Annotated in this window: 16 protein-coding genes and 1 tRNA gene; 6 read left to right on the forward strand and 11 right to left on the reverse strand. The window is 69.6% G+C overall.

The window, feature by feature from the left end; genetic code table 11:
• Window positions 1-119: 119 nt before the first annotated feature.
• The 4 genes from V3W46_RS02175 to V3W46_RS02190 all read right to left on the reverse strand — a co-directional run bounded on the left by V3W46_RS02175 (window position 120) and on the right by V3W46_RS02190 (window position 4026).
• A complete protein-coding gene (locus V3W46_RS02175; protein WP_331781449.1) occupies window positions 120-1034 on the reverse strand; it encodes a hypothetical protein in 915 nt (304 codons plus the stop codon).
• A 299-nt stretch (window positions 1035-1333) separates the two neighbouring features.
• Window positions 1334-2875 (reverse strand): hypothetical protein, encoded by a 1542-nt coding sequence (locus V3W46_RS02180; protein ID WP_331781450.1) that lies wholly within the window; start codon window positions 2873-2875, stop codon window positions 1334-1336.
• A 105-nt stretch (window positions 2876-2980) separates the two neighbouring features.
• The gene (locus tag V3W46_RS02185; RefSeq protein WP_331781451.1) at window positions 2981-3685 is read right to left on the reverse strand and encodes an SDR family oxidoreductase; all 705 of its coding nucleotides are present in this window, start codon (window positions 3683-3685) and stop codon (window positions 2981-2983) included.
• Between the two features lie 128 nt (window positions 3686-3813).
• Entirely contained in the window at window positions 3814-4026 is a 213-nt protein-coding gene (locus tag V3W46_RS02190; RefSeq protein ID WP_331781452.1) for a hypothetical protein, read from the reverse strand.
• Between the two features lie 49 nt (window positions 4027-4075).
• Here V3W46_RS02190 and V3W46_RS02195 point away from each other — a divergent pair, with 49 nt between their 5' ends.
• Window positions 4076-4564: a MarR family winged helix-turn-helix transcriptional regulator gene (locus V3W46_RS02195; RefSeq protein WP_331781453.1), complete on the forward strand. Its 489-nt coding sequence runs from the start codon at window positions 4076-4078 to the stop codon at window positions 4562-4564.
• A gap of 235 nt (window positions 4565-4799) precedes the next feature.
• On the forward strand, window positions 4800-5240 hold the full coding sequence (locus V3W46_RS02200; RefSeq protein WP_331781454.1) for an SRPBCC family protein: 441 nt from the start codon (window positions 4800-4802) through the stop codon (window positions 5238-5240).
• A 159-nt stretch (window positions 5241-5399) separates the two neighbouring features.
• Here V3W46_RS02200 and V3W46_RS02205 read toward each other — a convergent pair whose 3' ends face one another.
• The 5 genes from V3W46_RS02205 to V3W46_RS02225 all read right to left on the reverse strand — a co-directional run bounded on the left by V3W46_RS02205 (window position 5400) and on the right by V3W46_RS02225 (window position 10710).
• On the reverse strand, window positions 5400-5768 hold the full coding sequence (locus tag V3W46_RS02205; RefSeq protein ID WP_331781455.1) for a TraR/DksA family transcriptional regulator: 369 nt from the start codon (window positions 5766-5768) through the stop codon (window positions 5400-5402).
• Window positions 5769-5833: 65 nt separating this feature from the next.
• Window positions 5834-6610 carry an HAD-IIB family hydrolase gene (locus tag V3W46_RS02210; RefSeq protein ID WP_331781456.1) on the reverse strand — a complete coding sequence of 259 codons (777 nt, stop codon included), beginning with the start codon at window positions 6608-6610 and terminating at the stop codon, window positions 5834-5836.
• 71 nt (window positions 6611-6681) lie between these two features.
• The gene (locus V3W46_RS02215) at window positions 6682-8769 is read right to left on the reverse strand and encodes an FUSC family protein (RefSeq protein ID WP_331781457.1); all 2088 of its coding nucleotides are present in this window, start codon (window positions 8767-8769) and stop codon (window positions 6682-6684) included.
• Between the two features lie 108 nt (window positions 8770-8877).
• Window positions 8878-10089, reverse strand: coding sequence for a DNA alkylation repair protein (locus V3W46_RS02220; protein WP_331781458.1), 1212 nt, complete (start codon window positions 10087-10089; stop codon window positions 8878-8880).
• A 39-nt stretch (window positions 10090-10128) separates the two neighbouring features.
• Window positions 10129-10710, reverse strand: coding sequence for a TetR/AcrR family transcriptional regulator (locus tag V3W46_RS02225; protein ID WP_331781459.1), 582 nt, complete (start codon window positions 10708-10710; stop codon window positions 10129-10131).
• A gap of 87 nt (window positions 10711-10797) precedes the next feature.
• On the opposite strand from V3W46_RS02225, the gene V3W46_RS02230 reads away from it, so the two are divergent.
• Window positions 10798-11760, forward strand: coding sequence for an NAD(P)-dependent alcohol dehydrogenase (locus tag V3W46_RS02230; protein ID WP_331781460.1), 963 nt, complete (start codon window positions 10798-10800; stop codon window positions 11758-11760).
• Between the two features lie 30 nt (window positions 11761-11790).
• Here V3W46_RS02230 and V3W46_RS02235 read toward each other — a convergent pair.
• Window positions 11791-11864 (reverse strand) — tRNA-Gly (locus V3W46_RS02235).
• A 308-nt stretch (window positions 11865-12172) separates the two neighbouring features.
• Window positions 12173-13543 (reverse strand): aminomethyl transferase family protein, encoded by a 1371-nt coding sequence (locus V3W46_RS02240; protein ID WP_331781461.1) that lies wholly within the window; start codon window positions 13541-13543, stop codon window positions 12173-12175.
• Window positions 13544-13683: 140 nt separating this feature from the next.
• Between V3W46_RS02240 and V3W46_RS02245 the strand changes: the two genes are divergently transcribed.
• The 3 genes from V3W46_RS02245 to purU all read left to right on the forward strand — a co-directional run bounded on the left by V3W46_RS02245 (window position 13684) and on the right by purU (window position 16288).
• Window positions 13684-14469: an IclR family transcriptional regulator gene (locus V3W46_RS02245; protein WP_331781462.1), complete on the forward strand. Its 786-nt coding sequence runs from the start codon at window positions 13684-13686 to the stop codon at window positions 14467-14469.
• A gap of 129 nt (window positions 14470-14598) precedes the next feature.
• On the forward strand, window positions 14599-15405 hold the full coding sequence (locus V3W46_RS02250) for a methylenetetrahydrofolate reductase (RefSeq protein WP_331781483.1): 807 nt from the start codon (window positions 14599-14601) through the stop codon (window positions 15403-15405).
• 10 nt (window positions 15406-15415) lie between these two features.
• Window positions 15416-16288 carry a formyltetrahydrofolate deformylase gene (purU, locus tag V3W46_RS02255; RefSeq protein WP_331781463.1) on the forward strand — a complete coding sequence of 291 codons (873 nt, stop codon included), beginning with the start codon at window positions 15416-15418 and terminating at the stop codon, window positions 16286-16288.
• The last annotated feature ends 72 nt before the right edge of the window (window positions 16289-16360 follow it).

Raw genomic sequence — 16360 nt, forward strand, 5'->3', positions numbered from 1 at the left:
GCGCGACCGGACGGTGGCTGCGCCGGTCAGCCTCGGGGGCGCGCCCGGACGGGGGCTGCGCCGGTCAGCCTCGGGGGCGCGCCCTAACGGCGGCTGCGCCGGTCACGCCTCGCGGTGTGTCAGCGGCGCTCGCGGCGGGTGAAGCGGCGGTAGGCCAGGGCGACGATCAGAGTGAGCACGCCGAGCGAGGTGACGGAGGCCGCTATGAGCATCGGGGTCATGGCCGCGAGGCCGGTGCTCGCGAGGGTGGTCGTCGAGCTGCCACCCGAGCCGCCCGGATCGGTCGTCGTGACGGGGGGAGTGGTCGGCACGACGGGCGGCGTCGTCGGCGGGGTGGTGGGAGGCGTCGTCGGCGGCGGTGTGGTCGCGTTCACCGCAATGCCGGCCAGGTCGACGTCTTCGATGACGTTGGTGTTCTCGGGGTTGGTCGTGGCCTGTGCGCCCACGATGTGCACCGATCCGGCGACCGTTCCGGCAGTCGCCGGATCGAAGGTCAGCTCGAAAGTGGCCGATTCGCCGGGCTGGTAGATGACGCCGGCGACGCCGAACGACGACGCCGTCAGGGTGACCGACGGGAGTGCCGCGCCTGCTGTGTCGAGAACGGTGACGCCGCCGTCGGTGAACTCGAGCGGGATCACGCCATCGTTGGTCAGCGTCACGAGCGTCTTCTGGGGCATGCCGAGCGTCACGCTGCCGAAGTCGACCGAGCCGCCGCCGAGCGACGACCGGATGGTGAAGTGGCCGGGGTCGGTCGCGATCGACTTGGCGCTGAAGGTCAGGGGCAGCACCGCGACCGAGCCGGGGTGCGTGACGTCGGTCGCGGTCAGGGTGACCGGCTGGCTGTCGTTGGTTCCGGCCGGGGGCGCGGTGTACTGAACCGCGAAGGAGGCGTGCCCGCCATGCGGGATGGTCTTGGCCAACGAGAAGTCGAGGCTGCCGACGACGAACGGGGTCGTGAGCGCACCGAGACCCATCGGGTCGATGATGATGTCGTCGTCACCGTCGTTGATGAGCTGGATGGTGTGGGTGACCACCGAACCCTGCTTGACCCGAAGTCGGGAGACCCGCTCGCCAGCTGGAAGCTCAACGGGTCGGCCTGCGCGGGAGCGGCGAAGGCGACGGCCCCGGCCATGGCTCCGGCGAGGGCGCCGACGACCGTGAGGGCGAGGGCGAGACGTCGACCGCGCGCCAGAAGCGTGGTGGGTGGGTGGTGTGGCATGGAGGGTTCCGCCTTGTGATCGTGACGTTGGGTCCGGCAGGCGATCGAGGCCTGTCGAGATGAGCATATGTCACAATACAGATAAGGCGAAGATTACTCAATCCACCAGTGGAACTACTCCCGCGACGACGGCGTGCCCGAATCCTCGCCAGGCACGACCGACTCGGGCACAATCGACTCGGGCGCAGTCACCTCGGGCACAACCACCTCGGTCACGGTCTCCTCGACGACGAGCGTGTCGCCCACGCCCGAGCCCCCCGAGCCATCGAAGACCGCCGCCTCTGCCGGCGTCAACTTCTCCACAGGCACCAGTTCATCCACAGGCCGCTGCACCAGTTCGAGCACGATGAGCACGATCACGGCGCCGAACAGCGTCCAGAACGTTCCCGCCGGCGTGATCGGCCGATTCAGCAGGATGATCGCCGCCCCGATCACCGCCACGGCGGCCCGCACCACGTACCTCAGTCGGTATGCCCACTCGCCGAAACGCCCCGTGGTGAAGCCACGCGACGCGGCAGCGCCGCGCAGCCAGGCCGCCCCCGATGCCGCCAGCGACCGCAACGCTCGCGGCGCCCGATACGGCCCCGCGAGCCAGCCGACCACGGCGACCACGACGGCCAGCACCGCGATCGACGTGGCGCTCGACGACACGAGCGCGAGGATGTGCGTGTACAGCGTGTCGGCGACATCGCTCGGTATGTACGCCGGCGACACCGCTCCGATGAAGATCAGGTGCCCGATCGCCACCCCCGACGCCGTGAGAATCATCGCCAGTGCGAGCGCCACCGCCGCCCAGATCAGCGCGAGCGACCGCCGCCGCGCCACCAGCACGCCCGCGACCAGAAAGAGCAGTGCGATCCATGGCAGCCACGAACCGACGGCGATGGCCAGGTTGTAGCCGAGCTGTGCCTTCACCACCGCGTCTGACTGCGCGATCACGATCGTCTGGTCGATCTCGGGAATGTTCGCCGCGAACGTCACCCCCCGGTCGACCAGCACCTTCTTCACCTGGTCGATGATCGGCCCCAGCGCGATGCCCACCTGACCGTTGCCGTTGACCGTCAGCGCGGAGTTCTGGTCGTTCTGCATCGCCGCGATGAGCTGGTCGTGGCTGGTGGTCAGCGCCTGCCGCCACACCGACGCGAACGCGTCTGACTGTACGAACGCACTCACGGCGTTCGTCATCACAGAGCGGATGCCGTTGGCCGCCACTCCCTTGAACGAGTCGAGCGCCGTGGTCGCCGCGGGCCCCAGGCCCAGCCCCGAGATCGAGTCGAAGACGTCAGAGGTGAGCTTGTCGATGTCGATCTGCTGGTCGATCGCGGCCACGACCTCGGTCGTGACGTATGCCTGAACGGCCGGGTCTTTCGCGAGCGGAGCGAACGTGTCGACGAAGGTGGTGGTGTCGGCCAGCTGCAGCTTCGCCCAGTTGGCGACCACCGCGACGGGTGCGAGCAGGGTGCCGATGAGGATGAGGGCGGTCGCCAGTACTGTCCAGCCCCGGCCGCGCGGCTTTCGCTGGCGATCGGCCGGGGCTCCGGCATCCGGAACCGCGGCCTGCACCTGAACGGTCTGCAACTCATCGCGGAGGCCGGTGTTCTCGGCCCTCAGCTGCTCGACCATCTGTTCGAGCTGCGCTTTCGTCAACTGTGCCATGTCGCCAACCCCACCCTCGCGCGAGCCGGCTTCTGCGCCCGTCGACTCTCTCACTCAGAACACTAGTGCTGCGGGGAAGCGAGCGAGAGAGTCGATTCGCCGGCGTCAGGCGTTCGCGAACTGCGGGTACAGCCCCTCGATGGGCGCCGCGAGCCCCTGCTTCACATCGATGCTGAGCTGGTCGGCGAGCACCTCGAGCTCGCCTGCCTCGAGGCCGTCGTAGGCGGCCGCGACGACGTCGGCCGGGTCGTTCATCGGGGCGTCGATGCCGGCCGTCATCGGAGTGTCGGCGTAGCCCAGGTGCAGCCCGACGACCTGAACGCCCTGCGGTGCCAGTTCGATGCGCAGCGAATTCGTGGCCGACCAGAACGCCGCCTTCGAGGCGCTGTATGCGCCGGCGAGGCCGATCCAGCTGAGTACGGAGTGCACATCGAGAAGTGCGCCGCCGCCGTTTTCGGCCACGACGGGCGCGAATTCGCGGGCGACGGTGATCGCGCCGAAGAAATTCGTCTCCATGATGCGCCTGATCTCGCTCATCTCGCCGGTGGCGATGGGCGCGGTTCCGGCCACGCCGGCGTTGTTCACGACGATGGTGGTGTCGGCCGCCGCGCGTGCGGCTGCGGCGACGGATGCCTCGTCGGTGACGTCGAGCGCGAGGCCGACGATGCGCGGGTCGTTCCAGTCGCGGGGGGTGCGGGCGGTGGCGTAGACCTTGGCGGCCCCGCGGGCGAGGGCCTGGTGTACGAATTCGATTCCGAGGCCTCCGTTCGCTCCGGTGACGAGAACGGTTGCGCCTTCGAGTGTGGTCATGGGTGGGCTCCTCAGTGTTGGAATGTACTCGTGAGAGCCAACTCACGCAGCTGGGTTGGTTATTCCAACTTCGCCGAAATCAGCCTCATCGTATGACCGGAGGCTCCGGGCAGTACAGCTGCGTGCGCTCACCCGACCGGGTCGACGACGTGCGTCGACATCGGGGCGCCGCACAGCGGGCATGCCCCGGCCTGCGCCCTACGCGCCTTCGACTCGGCCGACTCGGTGTCGATCGGGCCGAGTGGGGGTGGCCCCAGGTACGGAAAGAGCCGCCGGTTCAGCCAGTTGCCCACGCCGCCCGACTCTCTGATGGTGGGCTTGTGTTCTTTCTTCGTGCGCATACTGTTAGTGTACTAAGTAAATTAGCCGATTGCACCTGCAGGAGACGTCATGACCGCCGAGACCGCCGAGGCCGCCGAGACCGCCGAGCTCGCACCCGAGACCGCCGAGCCGAACATCCTCGCGCTCGAGAACCAGGTGTGCTTCGCCCTCGCCGTCGCCGCCCGCAACGTCATCGCCCTCTACCGGCCGCTGCTCGAGCCCCTTGGCCTCACCCACCCGCAATACCTGGTCATGCTCGCCCTCTGGCAGCAGAGCCCCCGCACGGTCACGAACCTCGCCGCCGCCCTCAGCCTCGAACCGGCGACCCTCTCGCCGCTCCTCAAACGCCTCGAATCGGCCGGCTACGTCACCCGCCGGCGCAGCTCGTCAGACGAACGGATGCTCGACATCACCCTCACGCCCGCGGGCGCCGAGCTGCGAACCGTGGCGCTGACCATTCCGCCGCGGGTGGCCGCGGCACTCAACCTCGAGGTGCCGGAGCTCGAGCACCTCCGTACCGTGCTGCACGGGGTGATCGCCGCGACCTCGGCCCCGTGACATGCTGCACGGGGTGATCACCGCGACCTCGGCCCCGTGACATGCTGCGCGGCCCGGGGTCGGCCGCAGGGATGCGCCGCCGTCAGCCTGCGCGACGATGTGCGCCGCCGCCGCGCCGCCGCCGCGCCGTCACGAGGGTGATGCGCCGCGCCGCCGCCTACCCTGTCGCCCCGCCGCCGCCCCGCTGTCGCGCGAGGGTGATGCGCCACGCCGCCGGTGATGGCAGGCTGGAGCCATGACTGACGGAATCACCATCGTGCGCACGTTCCCCTTCTCGCGCGAACTCGTCTACGGCATGTGGACCACGCCCGAGCACTTCGCGGTGTGGTTCGGCACCGACCAGGTCGAGATTCCCATCGACTCGGTCTCGATGGATGTGCGCGTCGGAGGTGCCTGGGCGGCGACCATGCACCTGCCCGACGGAAACCTGATCAACTGGGTCGGTGAGTACCTCGAGGTCGACCCGCCCGTGCGCCTCGCCTTCACGATGACCGACGACCCGGCGAACCCCGCACGCGAGCCCGTCACGGTGTCGCTCGTCGCCGTCGACGGCGGAACGCAGATGACCATGACGCAGAGCGGCGGCAACCTCAGCGAAGAGCAGTACGCCCAGACGGTGATCGGCTACAACGCCTTCTTCGACGTCATGGAGGGCCTGCTCGCCCGGCAGCACTGATGGCGGGCCTGCTCGCCCGGCAGCACTGACGGAGGGCCTAATCGCCCGGCAGCCCTGACCGACGGCCGGTAGGTCGCTCCCGTTGCTCACCGGCCGCGCCCGAGGCCGACCCGGCGGCGCACCCCCATGGCACCTGGCCGCCGACCCGCCGCCGCGACGTCAGGGCAGGCGCGCGCACTCGATGCAGAGCTCGGCCCAGGGCAGGGCATCCAGCCGCCCGAAGCCGATCGGCCTGCCGCACCGCACGCACTGCCCGTAGGTGCCGTCGTCGACCCGCTGCAGTGCGCGGTCGATCGCTGCCGACCGGTCGGCGAGGCCGGCGGTGAGCCCGCTGATGCGCGACCACTCCGACGAGAGCGTCGGCCCCTCGGGGTCGTGCTCGTCGTCGGCATCGGAGGAGCCCCTGGCTGCCCGAACGTCGTCGAGCGACTCGTCCATGCGCACCTGCTGGGCGTCGAGGTCGTGGCGCTGCCGGCGCAGCTCTCGGGCGAGGTGCTCGAGCTGGGCATCCGTGAGTCGTTCGGGCATGATTTGCACGATGTTACGCCGGTCTGAGGCCAGACCGCCCCGCGCTGCGCTCCCGGCTCGCGCGCCTACGCGCCCGCGGCCGCCTGCAGCTCGGGGATCAGCTTCTCGAGAAACGCCGCCGTGTCGTGCCAGCCCTCGACAGCCACGCACTCCACCCCGAGCACCTTCACCGGGTAGTCGTTGCCGTCGGGGTCGAGCCTGTCGCCGACGAAGAGCATGTCGTCGAGCGGGATGCCCGTCAGGTCGGCGAGCTTCTTCATTCCGTAGGCCTTGTCGATGCCCTGGCGGGTGATGTCGACCGACGTCGACCCGCCCGACCGCACCTCGAGGTCGGGTAGTTCGGCCTGGGCCGCCTCGCGCAGCGTGTTCTTCTTCTCGCCCGTCGGATCCCACGCGGCCTTCTCGGCCACCGGCGCCTGCTGGCCGAGTGCCGAGAACGTGATCTGCGACCCGCGGTCTTCGAGAATCGGGCCCCAGGTCTTCGACTCCCAGTACCCCAGCTTGCGGGCGACCCGCTCGACGACCTCGAGGGCTCGCGCCTTCTCGTCGTCGGTGAGGTTCTGCGCGTAGATCTGGTTCCAGGCTTCGTCGCTGTAGCGGTAGTACTGCGTGCCGCAGGTGGGCATCAGATGCAGCCGCTCGAGGGCCTCGTCGCTTGCGCCCTGCAGGTTGTCGATCAGCTGCATCTCGAACTGCGCGATCTGCCCGCCCGAGATGACGCACACCTCGACGACGCCGAGCAGCCGCACCAGCAGTTCGGCCATCTCGGGGTCGAGCGGCGACTTCGACGGGGCGAGCGTGTCGTCGAGGTCGAAGGCGACCAGGCGGGGAGGTGTCGTCACTGAGGGTGTTTCCTGTCGGTCAGGCGTGGCGGTCGCGCGGCGCGCCGCACGTCGGGCGGGTTCGCTCTAGGTTATTCGACTCGGCCGCGTTGCGCGATTTCGGGGGCTCCGGATGCCCGGCGGGGGCCGCGCGCACCGGTACTGTTCGCCGCGCCGGGCTCGGGGTCGGCCGAGCCATTCGCATCGGTTCCGGTTCCTGCAGCCGTGTCGGTGCCCAGCTCCATCCCCGCGAGGGCGTCGCGGAGCAGTTCGCGCACTTCGGTGATCGCGGCGAGGGCCGCTGCGGTACCGGTCGGCATGGCGGGGTCTCGCGGAGTGCTCGCCAGCGCCCGCCTCGCGGCCCCGACCGCCTGGGCCAGCCGCCCGAGCTGCTTCCTGCTCACGGCGGGTGCGGGCGTCGGTCTCACCGCGTGCGCTGCGCTCTCGGTGGGCGCCGCGCTCGCTGCGGGCACTCCGGCCGTCGGATGCTCGGCCGAACTCCCCGCCGCGGCCGACGCCGGGGCGGGCGGCGCGAGACGCGGCGTCGAGACGAGCAGCTCCGTCAGCTCGGCGACGAGCGGTTCGAGGGCGAGCACGGCGTCGATCAACTCGGCCTGGTGGGCCGTACGGCGCACGGCGCGAGTGGCGCGGTGATGGGCGCGAACGGCTCGCGCCACGGGGTCGACGCGTGACAGCTCGAACTCGAAGCGGTGCTGTGCCTCGAGACGCGCGGGGGCACCGCTGCCCGGGTGCACCACCACCGAGAGGGCTGAGAGAGCATCCGCGAGCCGTCGCCGCACAACGGCCTCGGTGCGGATCGGCAGCACGAACCACGACGCGAGAACGCCGCAGAGGGCTCCGGCGACGATGGCCACCACACGTTCGCCCAGCACGGGGCCGGTGGTCAGCGCGCCGGCGGTCGTCGTGGCGCCCTGAAGGAGCGTCAGAATCACCGTCACCCCGGCGGCCCAGAACGCATAGTTCACGTCGCGCAGCCACAGCGCGAAGAACAGGATGCAGAACACCGCCGTCGTGATGAGGGCGCCGTTCGCGTGGCTGAGGTCGGTGTTCGAGGCGGCCAGCGCGTCGGTGAGGGCCACGGCCGCGACCGTTCCGGCGATCGCTCCTGCGACCCTCAGCACGCTCTTGTAGACCACGTCGCCGCGCCCGCGGTTGGCGGCGCACACGATGAACGCGGTGAGCACCACCCACGCCCAGTGGTCGGGAAAGACGAGCCGCCCCACCACGAACGCGGCCCCCAGCGCCGCGGCGAGCTGGGCCGCCATGCGCGTGCTCGGCAGAGGCTTGGCGCGCCCGCCCGCCGTCGCGGGGGTCTTCGTCGTGGCTGCGGCGGTCGCGGGGGTGTTCGTCGTGCCGTCGGCCGTCGCGTGGGTCTTCGACGTGGCTGCGGCCGTCGCGGGGGTGTGCGAAGTGGCTAGGGCCGTCGCGGAGGTCTTCGACGTGGCTACGGCCTCGTTCCCGGCGATCGGCGCGGCGACCGGATGCTCGGCCAGTCCCTTTTCATCGGCGGCGATCTCAGAGGCGCCACCCCCGGCGGCGCCAACCTCAGCGGCCGCGTCAGCGCGGGGGAGCACGTGGCAGGCCCGCGCCACCCACTGCAGTACCTCCACCCACAGCACCGCCACGAGCGCAGCCACCACGCTCGTGAGAGCCGCGACCCAGGGCGCCATCGTGGCGGGCAGCTGCACCGGCACCACGAGCACCGCCACCAGCGGCAGCGACAGCAACGTGCCGATGCGGGTCGCCCGCGGGCCGAACCGGCGCATCCAGACGGCCAGCGACAGTCCCAGGATGAACAGCAGTGCCCCCACCACGAACAGGTTCGCGAACAGCCACGCCACCCCCGTCGCCGCCAGCGCCACGACGGGAACCACCGCGAGCCGCAGCGCGGCATCCCACCGCCCGTCCGCGGCTGGCACGCCCTGCGATCGCCCGCCAGCCCCGCGCCCGCCCAGCGGCCGCCTGCCCGCCTCAGGCACGCGCTGCGACCGCGAGAGCGTGATCGCCAGCACCGCCGCCAGCACGGCCGGCGTCACCCCGATCGCCAGCGGCAGCCCGGCGAACCACAGCGTGCAGAAGCTCGCCAGCACGGCGGCCATCGTCACGGCCGCCCGCCTCAGCAGCAGCAACCCGTCATCGAACGGCAGCCCCACGCGCATGCCGCCGATCCTAGCTCGGCCGTGCGGGACACACCATCGTGACCTCCGCGGTCGTCGTGACCGCCGCCACCGGCGTTCTGCGCGAGCCCGGCTCATCGCCCCACTCGCTCAGTCGGCGACGAGGAGGAAGGGGGTGCGGCCCGAGGGCACGCCGTTGACCTGCACCTCGATGGCGTGCTCGCCGGGGTGGTAGACGCGGGTGGTGATGCGCTTGAAGGAGTGGCGGCGGGTGTACGTGAGGGTCTGGCCGGGCCGGAGAGTGGTGGTGGCGAGCTTGAAGACCTTGGCGGTCTGGGATCCATTAGCCTTGCGGTGGTGCACGACGTAGTCGATGACGAGGGTGGCGGGCGCATCGGCGGTGTTCTCGAGCGTGACGGTGAACGGAAGCTCGCCGCCGACGGCGACCTCGACGAGGCCGGCGGCCCGACTCGCGTCTGACGACAGCGGTGGCCCAGACAGCGTCGGTCCGGTGACCGTCACCCCGTGCTCGACCGCATACCCGAACAACGCCAGGGTCGGCCCGTGCCCCTTCTTGACCAGGGAGCGGAGGCCGTGCCGCACGACCTGGGCGGTGTTGGAGTCTGCCGCGAGCATCCATTCGCCCGCCACAGCGGCCGCGAGGTCTGGCGATTGGCGACTCAGGTCGTTGAGGTGGTTGGCGACCGAACGGCGCACGTACTCGCTCTCGTCACGGTACAGCGCGTCGATGATCGGCAGCGTGGCACGCGGCTCAGCCAGCAGGGCCGGCACGCGTTTGGCCCACGGCAGGAACGCCCGCGTACCCTCGCTCGCCAGGCGGCGCACGTGCGGGTCGGGGTTCGTTGTCCAGGTCAGGATGATCGGCAGCGCCCGCCCGAGATCGGCCTGCAGCAGCGGCCGGATCGCGAACTCCCCGGTCAACCGCGGTGTCAGCTCGGCCAGCAGTGCTAGCGCGGCGTCGAAGTCGGCCACGAAGCGCGCGTCGGCGTCGGTGTCTGCCTCGACGTTGACGCCGGCTCCGGGCCCGACGCCGACGCCCCTTCCGCCACCCTCGAGCGCGCGGGCGGTTACCGCCTCAGACACCGGCCAGATCATCCACCCGGTGAACCGCGCATCGGTCAGCGCAGCCCGCACGATTTCGTCGAGCTCGGCCGCCGTGCCCGGCAGGTCGGCCAGCAGCGCGTCTTTCAGCAGGTCGCTGCGCTGTCTCAGCGCGAGCGGAGCCAGCTCGCCCGCAGACGCCCGCAACGCGGCCAGCGGATGCCCGGGCAGCACCCGCTCGAGCACCCCGATCATGCGCGCGAGAACGTCGACCCCGAGTAGTTCGTCAGCAGTAGGCACCCATCCATCCTGCCCTGCCCTACCCGGCCGAGTTCCACCTCAGGCGCGGAACGCCCCCAGCAGACGATCGACCAGCCGCGCCGACGCCGCCCCTACGGCGGCGCCACCATCGCCCGCCCGGGCCATCACCACCCCGGCGTTGGCCTCGAGCAGCAGGGCGACGTCGGCCCACTCGAGGTCGGCCGCGGCCAGGCCCTCCGCCTGCGCTCTCGCGATCAGCACGTCGAACGAGCGCTTGACCTCGCGACGTTCACCCCTGAACCCGTCGCCGTGCAGAAACGACGTGACGATCATGTCGGCGCACGCCGGATGCCGGGTCTGCTCAGCCGCGACCGCCTCGATGATGCGCTGCAGCGCAGGCCATGCCCGGGGTTCGGCGAGCGCGTCGCTCAGCTCCCGCCGCCACCGCGCGACGCTCGCCGAGAACACCGCGTCGACCAGTGCCTGCTTCGTCGGGAATCGGCGAAAGAGGGTTGCCACCCCGACGTCGGCACGTTTCGCGATCTCGGTCATCGAGACGCCGGTGCCGTGTTCGGCGAACACCTCGCCCGCGACGGCGACGATGCGCTCGCGGTTGTCGCGGGCATCCGCTCGCAGCGGGCGGCTCGTCAGAGTCGGCATCGGCCCTCCCTCGTCAACTGGAACGTGCGTACCGCTTAATGCTATCGTGCCTAATTGGAACGACCGTTTCATTTGCGAGAGGATCCCATGCGAGTCGCCCAGTTCTTTCGCTATGGAGGCCCCGAGGTCGTACGGGTCGTCGAGGTCGACACCCCAGAACCCGCCGCCGACGAAGTGCTGGTGCGTGTCGCCGCCACCAGCGTCAATCCGATGGATGCCGAGACCCGAGCCGGCCGCATGAGACTGCTCTCCGGCCGGCGCTCTCCACACGGTCTCGGCATCGATGTCGCGGGCACCGTCGAGCGGTTGGGCACCGCCGTGGCGACCGACGGCCGGTTCGCCGTGGGCGACGCGGTGTGGGGGGTCGTCGCGCGTTTCTTCTCCGGAACTACGGGCGCGGCCGCCGAGTTCATGACGGTACCGGCGCGACTGCTGGCGATCATCCCTTCGTCTCTCGACTTCATCGGGGCAGCGGCCCTACCGGCCGTGGGCATCACAGCGATCACGGCCGTTCGCTACAGGGGGCGCACCGAAGCAGGTGACCGCGTTCTCGTGCGGGGCGCGGCCGGCGGCGTGGGCAGCAGTGCCGTGCAGTTCGCGCACTCGCTCGGCGCCCACGTGACGGCCCTCGCCAGCGCGGGCGACCTGGCGTGGGTGCGCGGGCTCGGTGCCGATGTCGCGCTCGACCGACGCGCAACCGGGCCAGACGATCTCGGCTGCTTCGACGTACTCGTCGACACCGTCGGCACCGAGCTGTGGCGATATCGCCGCCTGCTCGCACCCGGCGGCCGCATGGTCACGATCGCCTTCGGTTCGCCCGCCGACGTGCTCTCTATAGCCGCCTCGACGATCTACGGCGCATCACGCATCCGCACGTTCCTCGGACAGCCCCCGCTCGGCATGATCGACCAGCTGGGCTCGGCCGTTCGATCGGGCGCGATCGGCCCACAGGTCGGTGCGGTGTTCGACCTCGACGACATCGCCGACGCGCACCGGTCGCTCGCGATGAAGTCGGTGCGGGGCAAGCGGGTCATCCGCATCGGGGCATAGCCTGCGCTCTGAGCGAGCCCCGTGGCCAGGTGGAGCGGATGACGGGAATCGAACCCGCGCTATCAGCTTGGGAAGCTGAAGTTCTGCCATTGAACTACATCCGCGTGCGGTGCCCCGCGCGAGCGCTCCGAGCGGGCAGACTCTCCAATATTAGCGGCAACGCCAGCCCTTGAACGCAACCGGCCGCGCAGAGATACTGGTGCCACTCTGACGCGAAAGGCGCCCCCTGCTCAATTCCCGCCCATCGGCGCCGTTCTGCTGTCGACCGACCTCGCCGCCTCGAAGGCGTTCTACGCCGGCAACCTGCAACTGCAGGTGATCGACGAAGACGACTCGGTCATCAGCTACCGGTCGGGCCAGAGCCGTGGCGAGGCCGCGGGCATGGCCGAGCCGTGACGCCTGGCCCCGACCCTCAGTCGGCCCGATACACCGACCGCGCGTAGTCGTGGTACGGCGCCGGGCTCACGGTGGCCCGGATGCTCACCTGGCGGTGCAACGCGTCGACCTGCGGCTTCGCCGACACCGGATGCTCGCCCCACACCACCTCGACCACAGTGCCGTCGGCGATGTCGGCGTCGAGCGAGGCGAGCGACATGTACAGCTGGTCGAACGCGATGTAGCCGGCGTCGGTCGAGATGCCGACCTGTTCGCCGTCGTGCCGCACGGCATCCATCTGGTAGAAGCCGTACCGCGCCTTCGGAAAGTCGAGGAACTTGGCGGGCACTCCCGGCTCGAGCTGCGACTTGACGACCTCGGCGACGTCGTCAGGGTTCCAGATGAGTGTGACCTTGCGGCGGCGCTGGTCGGCCGCGATGCGTTCGAGGGCCGCACGGCCATGAAAGTCGTGGTCGAACCGCACCGACTTGCCGAGCCCGAGGTCGTAGGGCGTGAAGTAGTAGTCGTGCACGTCGTCTGAGTAGAGCGAACCGGCGAGCGAGCCCGCCCGGGCCGCGGGCAGCCACGCCCGGTACTCGGCGAAGTCGTCGTCGAAGATGGCCGGGAACGGCGTCGGCACCCACCCCGATTCGAGCGGCGAACTCGAGTACGCCTTCGCACCGACCCGACGGATGCCGTACTCGGCCCCCGCGTCGAGGATCGCGTTCAGAACGACCTCATTGTCGGCCCACGGCCCGAAGAATTCGAAGCCCGGTTGCCCTGCCATGCCGTGCCGCAGCGCCTTCACCGCGCGCCCTGCGATCGTGACGTCGCCGATGTGGAAGAACTTGATCTCGGGGGCGGGCCCGCCGAACAGCTTCTCCATCACCGCGTCGGCGTGCGGACCCTGCAGCTCGTACCGGTAGAAGGTGGGCGAGCCGTCGCGCATGTTCGAGTTGGGCTCGAGGCGGCTGTGCACGTCTCGGCCGGCCGCTTCGGCCTTCTCGACGTTGAACCGCACCCAGTCGATGAGAATGTGGTGGCCGATCAGCACCAGGCCCTCGGGCCCCTCGGCGTTGTAGAACAGGATGCCGTCACCGATGAGGTACCCGCTCTCGTTCACGCTGATCAGCTGTTTCGCGACGCCGGGGCGGAAGGTGGTGAACGAGTTGGGCGATATGCCCGAGAGCAGGTCGATGAGGTCGTCGCCCCAGAGGAAGAGCTGGGTCATGTGATGCGACTGGTCGAGAAGGGCGACGCTGTCACTCCACGCCCGCTGCTCGTCGCGCCAGTTCGTGAACTCGGGGGCGATCGGAAAGGTGATCGCGGGCCAGTCCTGGTTGCGCAGCAGCTCGACGGGGCTGCCGGTTCGCTCGATCGCCTGGGCCAGTGTCTCGTGTGACGTCATCGTCATTCCTCGCTGTTCTTCTGCGCAGCATGTGGGCCGCTGCGCATGTGCTGTCAGCCTAGAAGCGCCCAGTGGATGCTCGGCAGCACATTTCCTTTCAATGGAATCGTGGTGGGGTAGGGTCGGTCGCGGAGGTCGCAATGGCGCACAGATCAGGTGGAACGACGGTGCTGCAACGGCACCTGATGGTCTTGGACGCGTTCGATGTGCTGCATCCTGAGCTGACGTTGACCGAGATCGCGACGGCGGCGGGGCTCGCTCCGTCGAGCGCCCATCGCCTGACGTCAGAGCTCGTTCGGGAGGGCCTGCTCGAGCGTGGGCACGACCGCACCTTTCGCCTCGGCGTTCGGCTGTGGGAGTATGCGTCGCGCACGCCCGGCGCGCTGGGGCTGCGCGAGGTGGCGCGGCCGTGGCTCGGCGCTGTGCACAACCATGTCAGGCAGCATGCTCAGCTGGGCGTGCAGTCGGGCGCCGACGTCGTCTTCATCGAGCGAATGTCGGCCAGCGACGCCGTGATCAACGCGACACTGATCGGCGGCCGGATTCCGCTGCACGCGTCGGCGTGCGGGCTCGTGCTGCTGGCGGATGCCCCACCCGCGGTGTGGCGCCAGCTCAGCGAACGCGGTCTGCGCCGCTACACCCCGCAGACGATCGGCTCGATCGAGCAGCTCGAGGGGGTCATCTCGCAGGTCAGGGCGGAGGGCTTCGCCGAGACGCCGGGGCACATCCACCCCGATTCGCGCGGCATCGCCGTTCCCGTGCGCGGCCCCGAGGGGGCTGTGGTCGCCGGTATCGGCGTCGTCGTCGCCAACGACGCGACGTCGCCGCAGCCGGCGGTCGAGCTGCTCACCGTGGCGTCGGCGGCAATCTCGCGGGCTCTGGCGCACGGAAATCCATTTACCTATGGACATTACCTCTCTCAATAGGTAAATTCGGCTGGAGCGCAAGGATGCGCTGAGACCTGAGAGCGGAAAGGACCTCGATCAGTGTCACGATCCACCTCCACCCAGCCGAGTGCCGCGGCCCTCGACCTCGTTCACGACTACTCGCTCGAGATGACCGGAAAAGATGTTCCGGGCCTCCTCGAGGCCAGCGACGTCATTCCCGCCGGCACGAAGATCAACGTCACGTTCCTCGGCAACGAAGACCTGGCCATGCGCATTGCGGCGTCGCAGGCCGTGCTCGACCACGGCTTCGTGCCGGTGCCGCACATCTCGGCCCGGCGGCTCTCGTCGCAGGCACAGCTCGAGGAATACCTCGGAGCGTTGCAGCAGATCGGGGCGAGCAAGCACGTGTTCGCGGTCGGCGGCGACCCCGCCACGCCCGAGGGCCCGTACGAAGACTCGCTGGCGGTCATCCGTTCTGGTCTGCTGCAGCAGTACGGCGTGCGCGAGGTGAGTATCGCGGGCTACCCCGAGGGGCACCCCGACATCTCGGCCGACGTGTTGTGGGCCGCGCTCGAAGACAAGGCGAAGGCGCTCGCCGAGCAGGGTCTGGAGTCGACGATTCTCACCCAGTTCGCGTTCGACACCACCCCCGTCATGCAGTGGATCACCGAGGTGCGTGAGCGCGGCATCCAGACCCCGATCCGCATCGGCACGCCCGGGCCCGCCGGCATCAAGCGCCTGTTGAACTTCGCCCGCCGGTTCGGCGTGGGCGCCAACACGATGATCGTCAAGAAGTACGGCTTCTCACTGACCAACCTGATGGGAACGGCGGGGCCCGATCGGTTCGTCACCGACCTGTCGGGGATGCTCGCCGACCAGCCCGGCTCGGGTGAGGTGAAGCTGCACTTCTACACCTTCGGCGGTCTCAGGGCCACGGCCGAGTGGGCCGGCAACTTCGTTAACCCGAAGGCCTGAGGGCGGCGACGTGAGCCTGCACACCCCTGCGCTGCTCGACCAGGCCTGCCTCATCGTGCACGGCCCCGACAAGCCCGGCATCGTGGCGGCGGTGGCCAACCTCGTTCTGCGCAACGGGGGCAACATCGTCAGCCTCGACCAGTACTCCGACGACCCCGAGGGCGGTGCGTTCTTCCAGCGGGTGGTCTTCACCCGGGCCGACCTCGCCGGCGCGTTTCCCGACATCGAGGCCGACCTCGAACAGACGCTGTCGCCGTTCGGCCTGTCGTGGACCCTCACCGACCAGTCGGTACCGAAGCGGATGGCCATTCTGGCGTCGACCTCAGACCACTGTCTGCTCGACCTGCTGTGGCGGCATCGCCGAGGCGAGCTGCCCGTCACCGTGCCGATGGTGATCTCGAACCACACCACCACCGCCGAGGAAGTGCGGTCGTTCGGGGTGCCATTCTTCCACGTGCACTCGCAGGGTGCCGACAAGTCGGCCGCCGAACGTCAGATCGTCGACCTGCTGAAGGGCAACGTCGACTTCGTGGTGCTGGCCCGGTACATGCAGATTCTGTCGCCGAGCTTCCTGGAGAACGTCGGAGTGCCGGTCATCAACATCCACCACTCTTTTCTGCCCGCCTTCATCGGCGCCGGGCCCTACCGCAAGGCGAAGGAGCGCGGGGTGAAGCTCATCGGCGCCACGTCGCACTATGTGACCGCCGACCTCGACGAGGGCCCGATCATCGAGCAGGACGTGGTTCGGGTGACGCACGCCGACTCGGCCGAAGACCTGCAGCGGCGAGGCGCCGACGTCGAACGGGCCGTGCTCTCGCGCGCCGTCACCTGGCACGCCGAAGACAAGGTCATTCGGCACGGCAACCACACCATCGTGTTCTGACACGCAGCCCGACGCCGTACCACCGAAGATCCACCCAACAGATCACCACCGTACAGATCACCACCGTACAGA

Origin of the sequence: Subtercola sp. YIM 133946 (assembly GCF_036553535.1) — a bacterium.
GTDB lineage: Bacteria > Actinomycetota > Actinomycetes > Actinomycetales > Microbacteriaceae > Subtercola.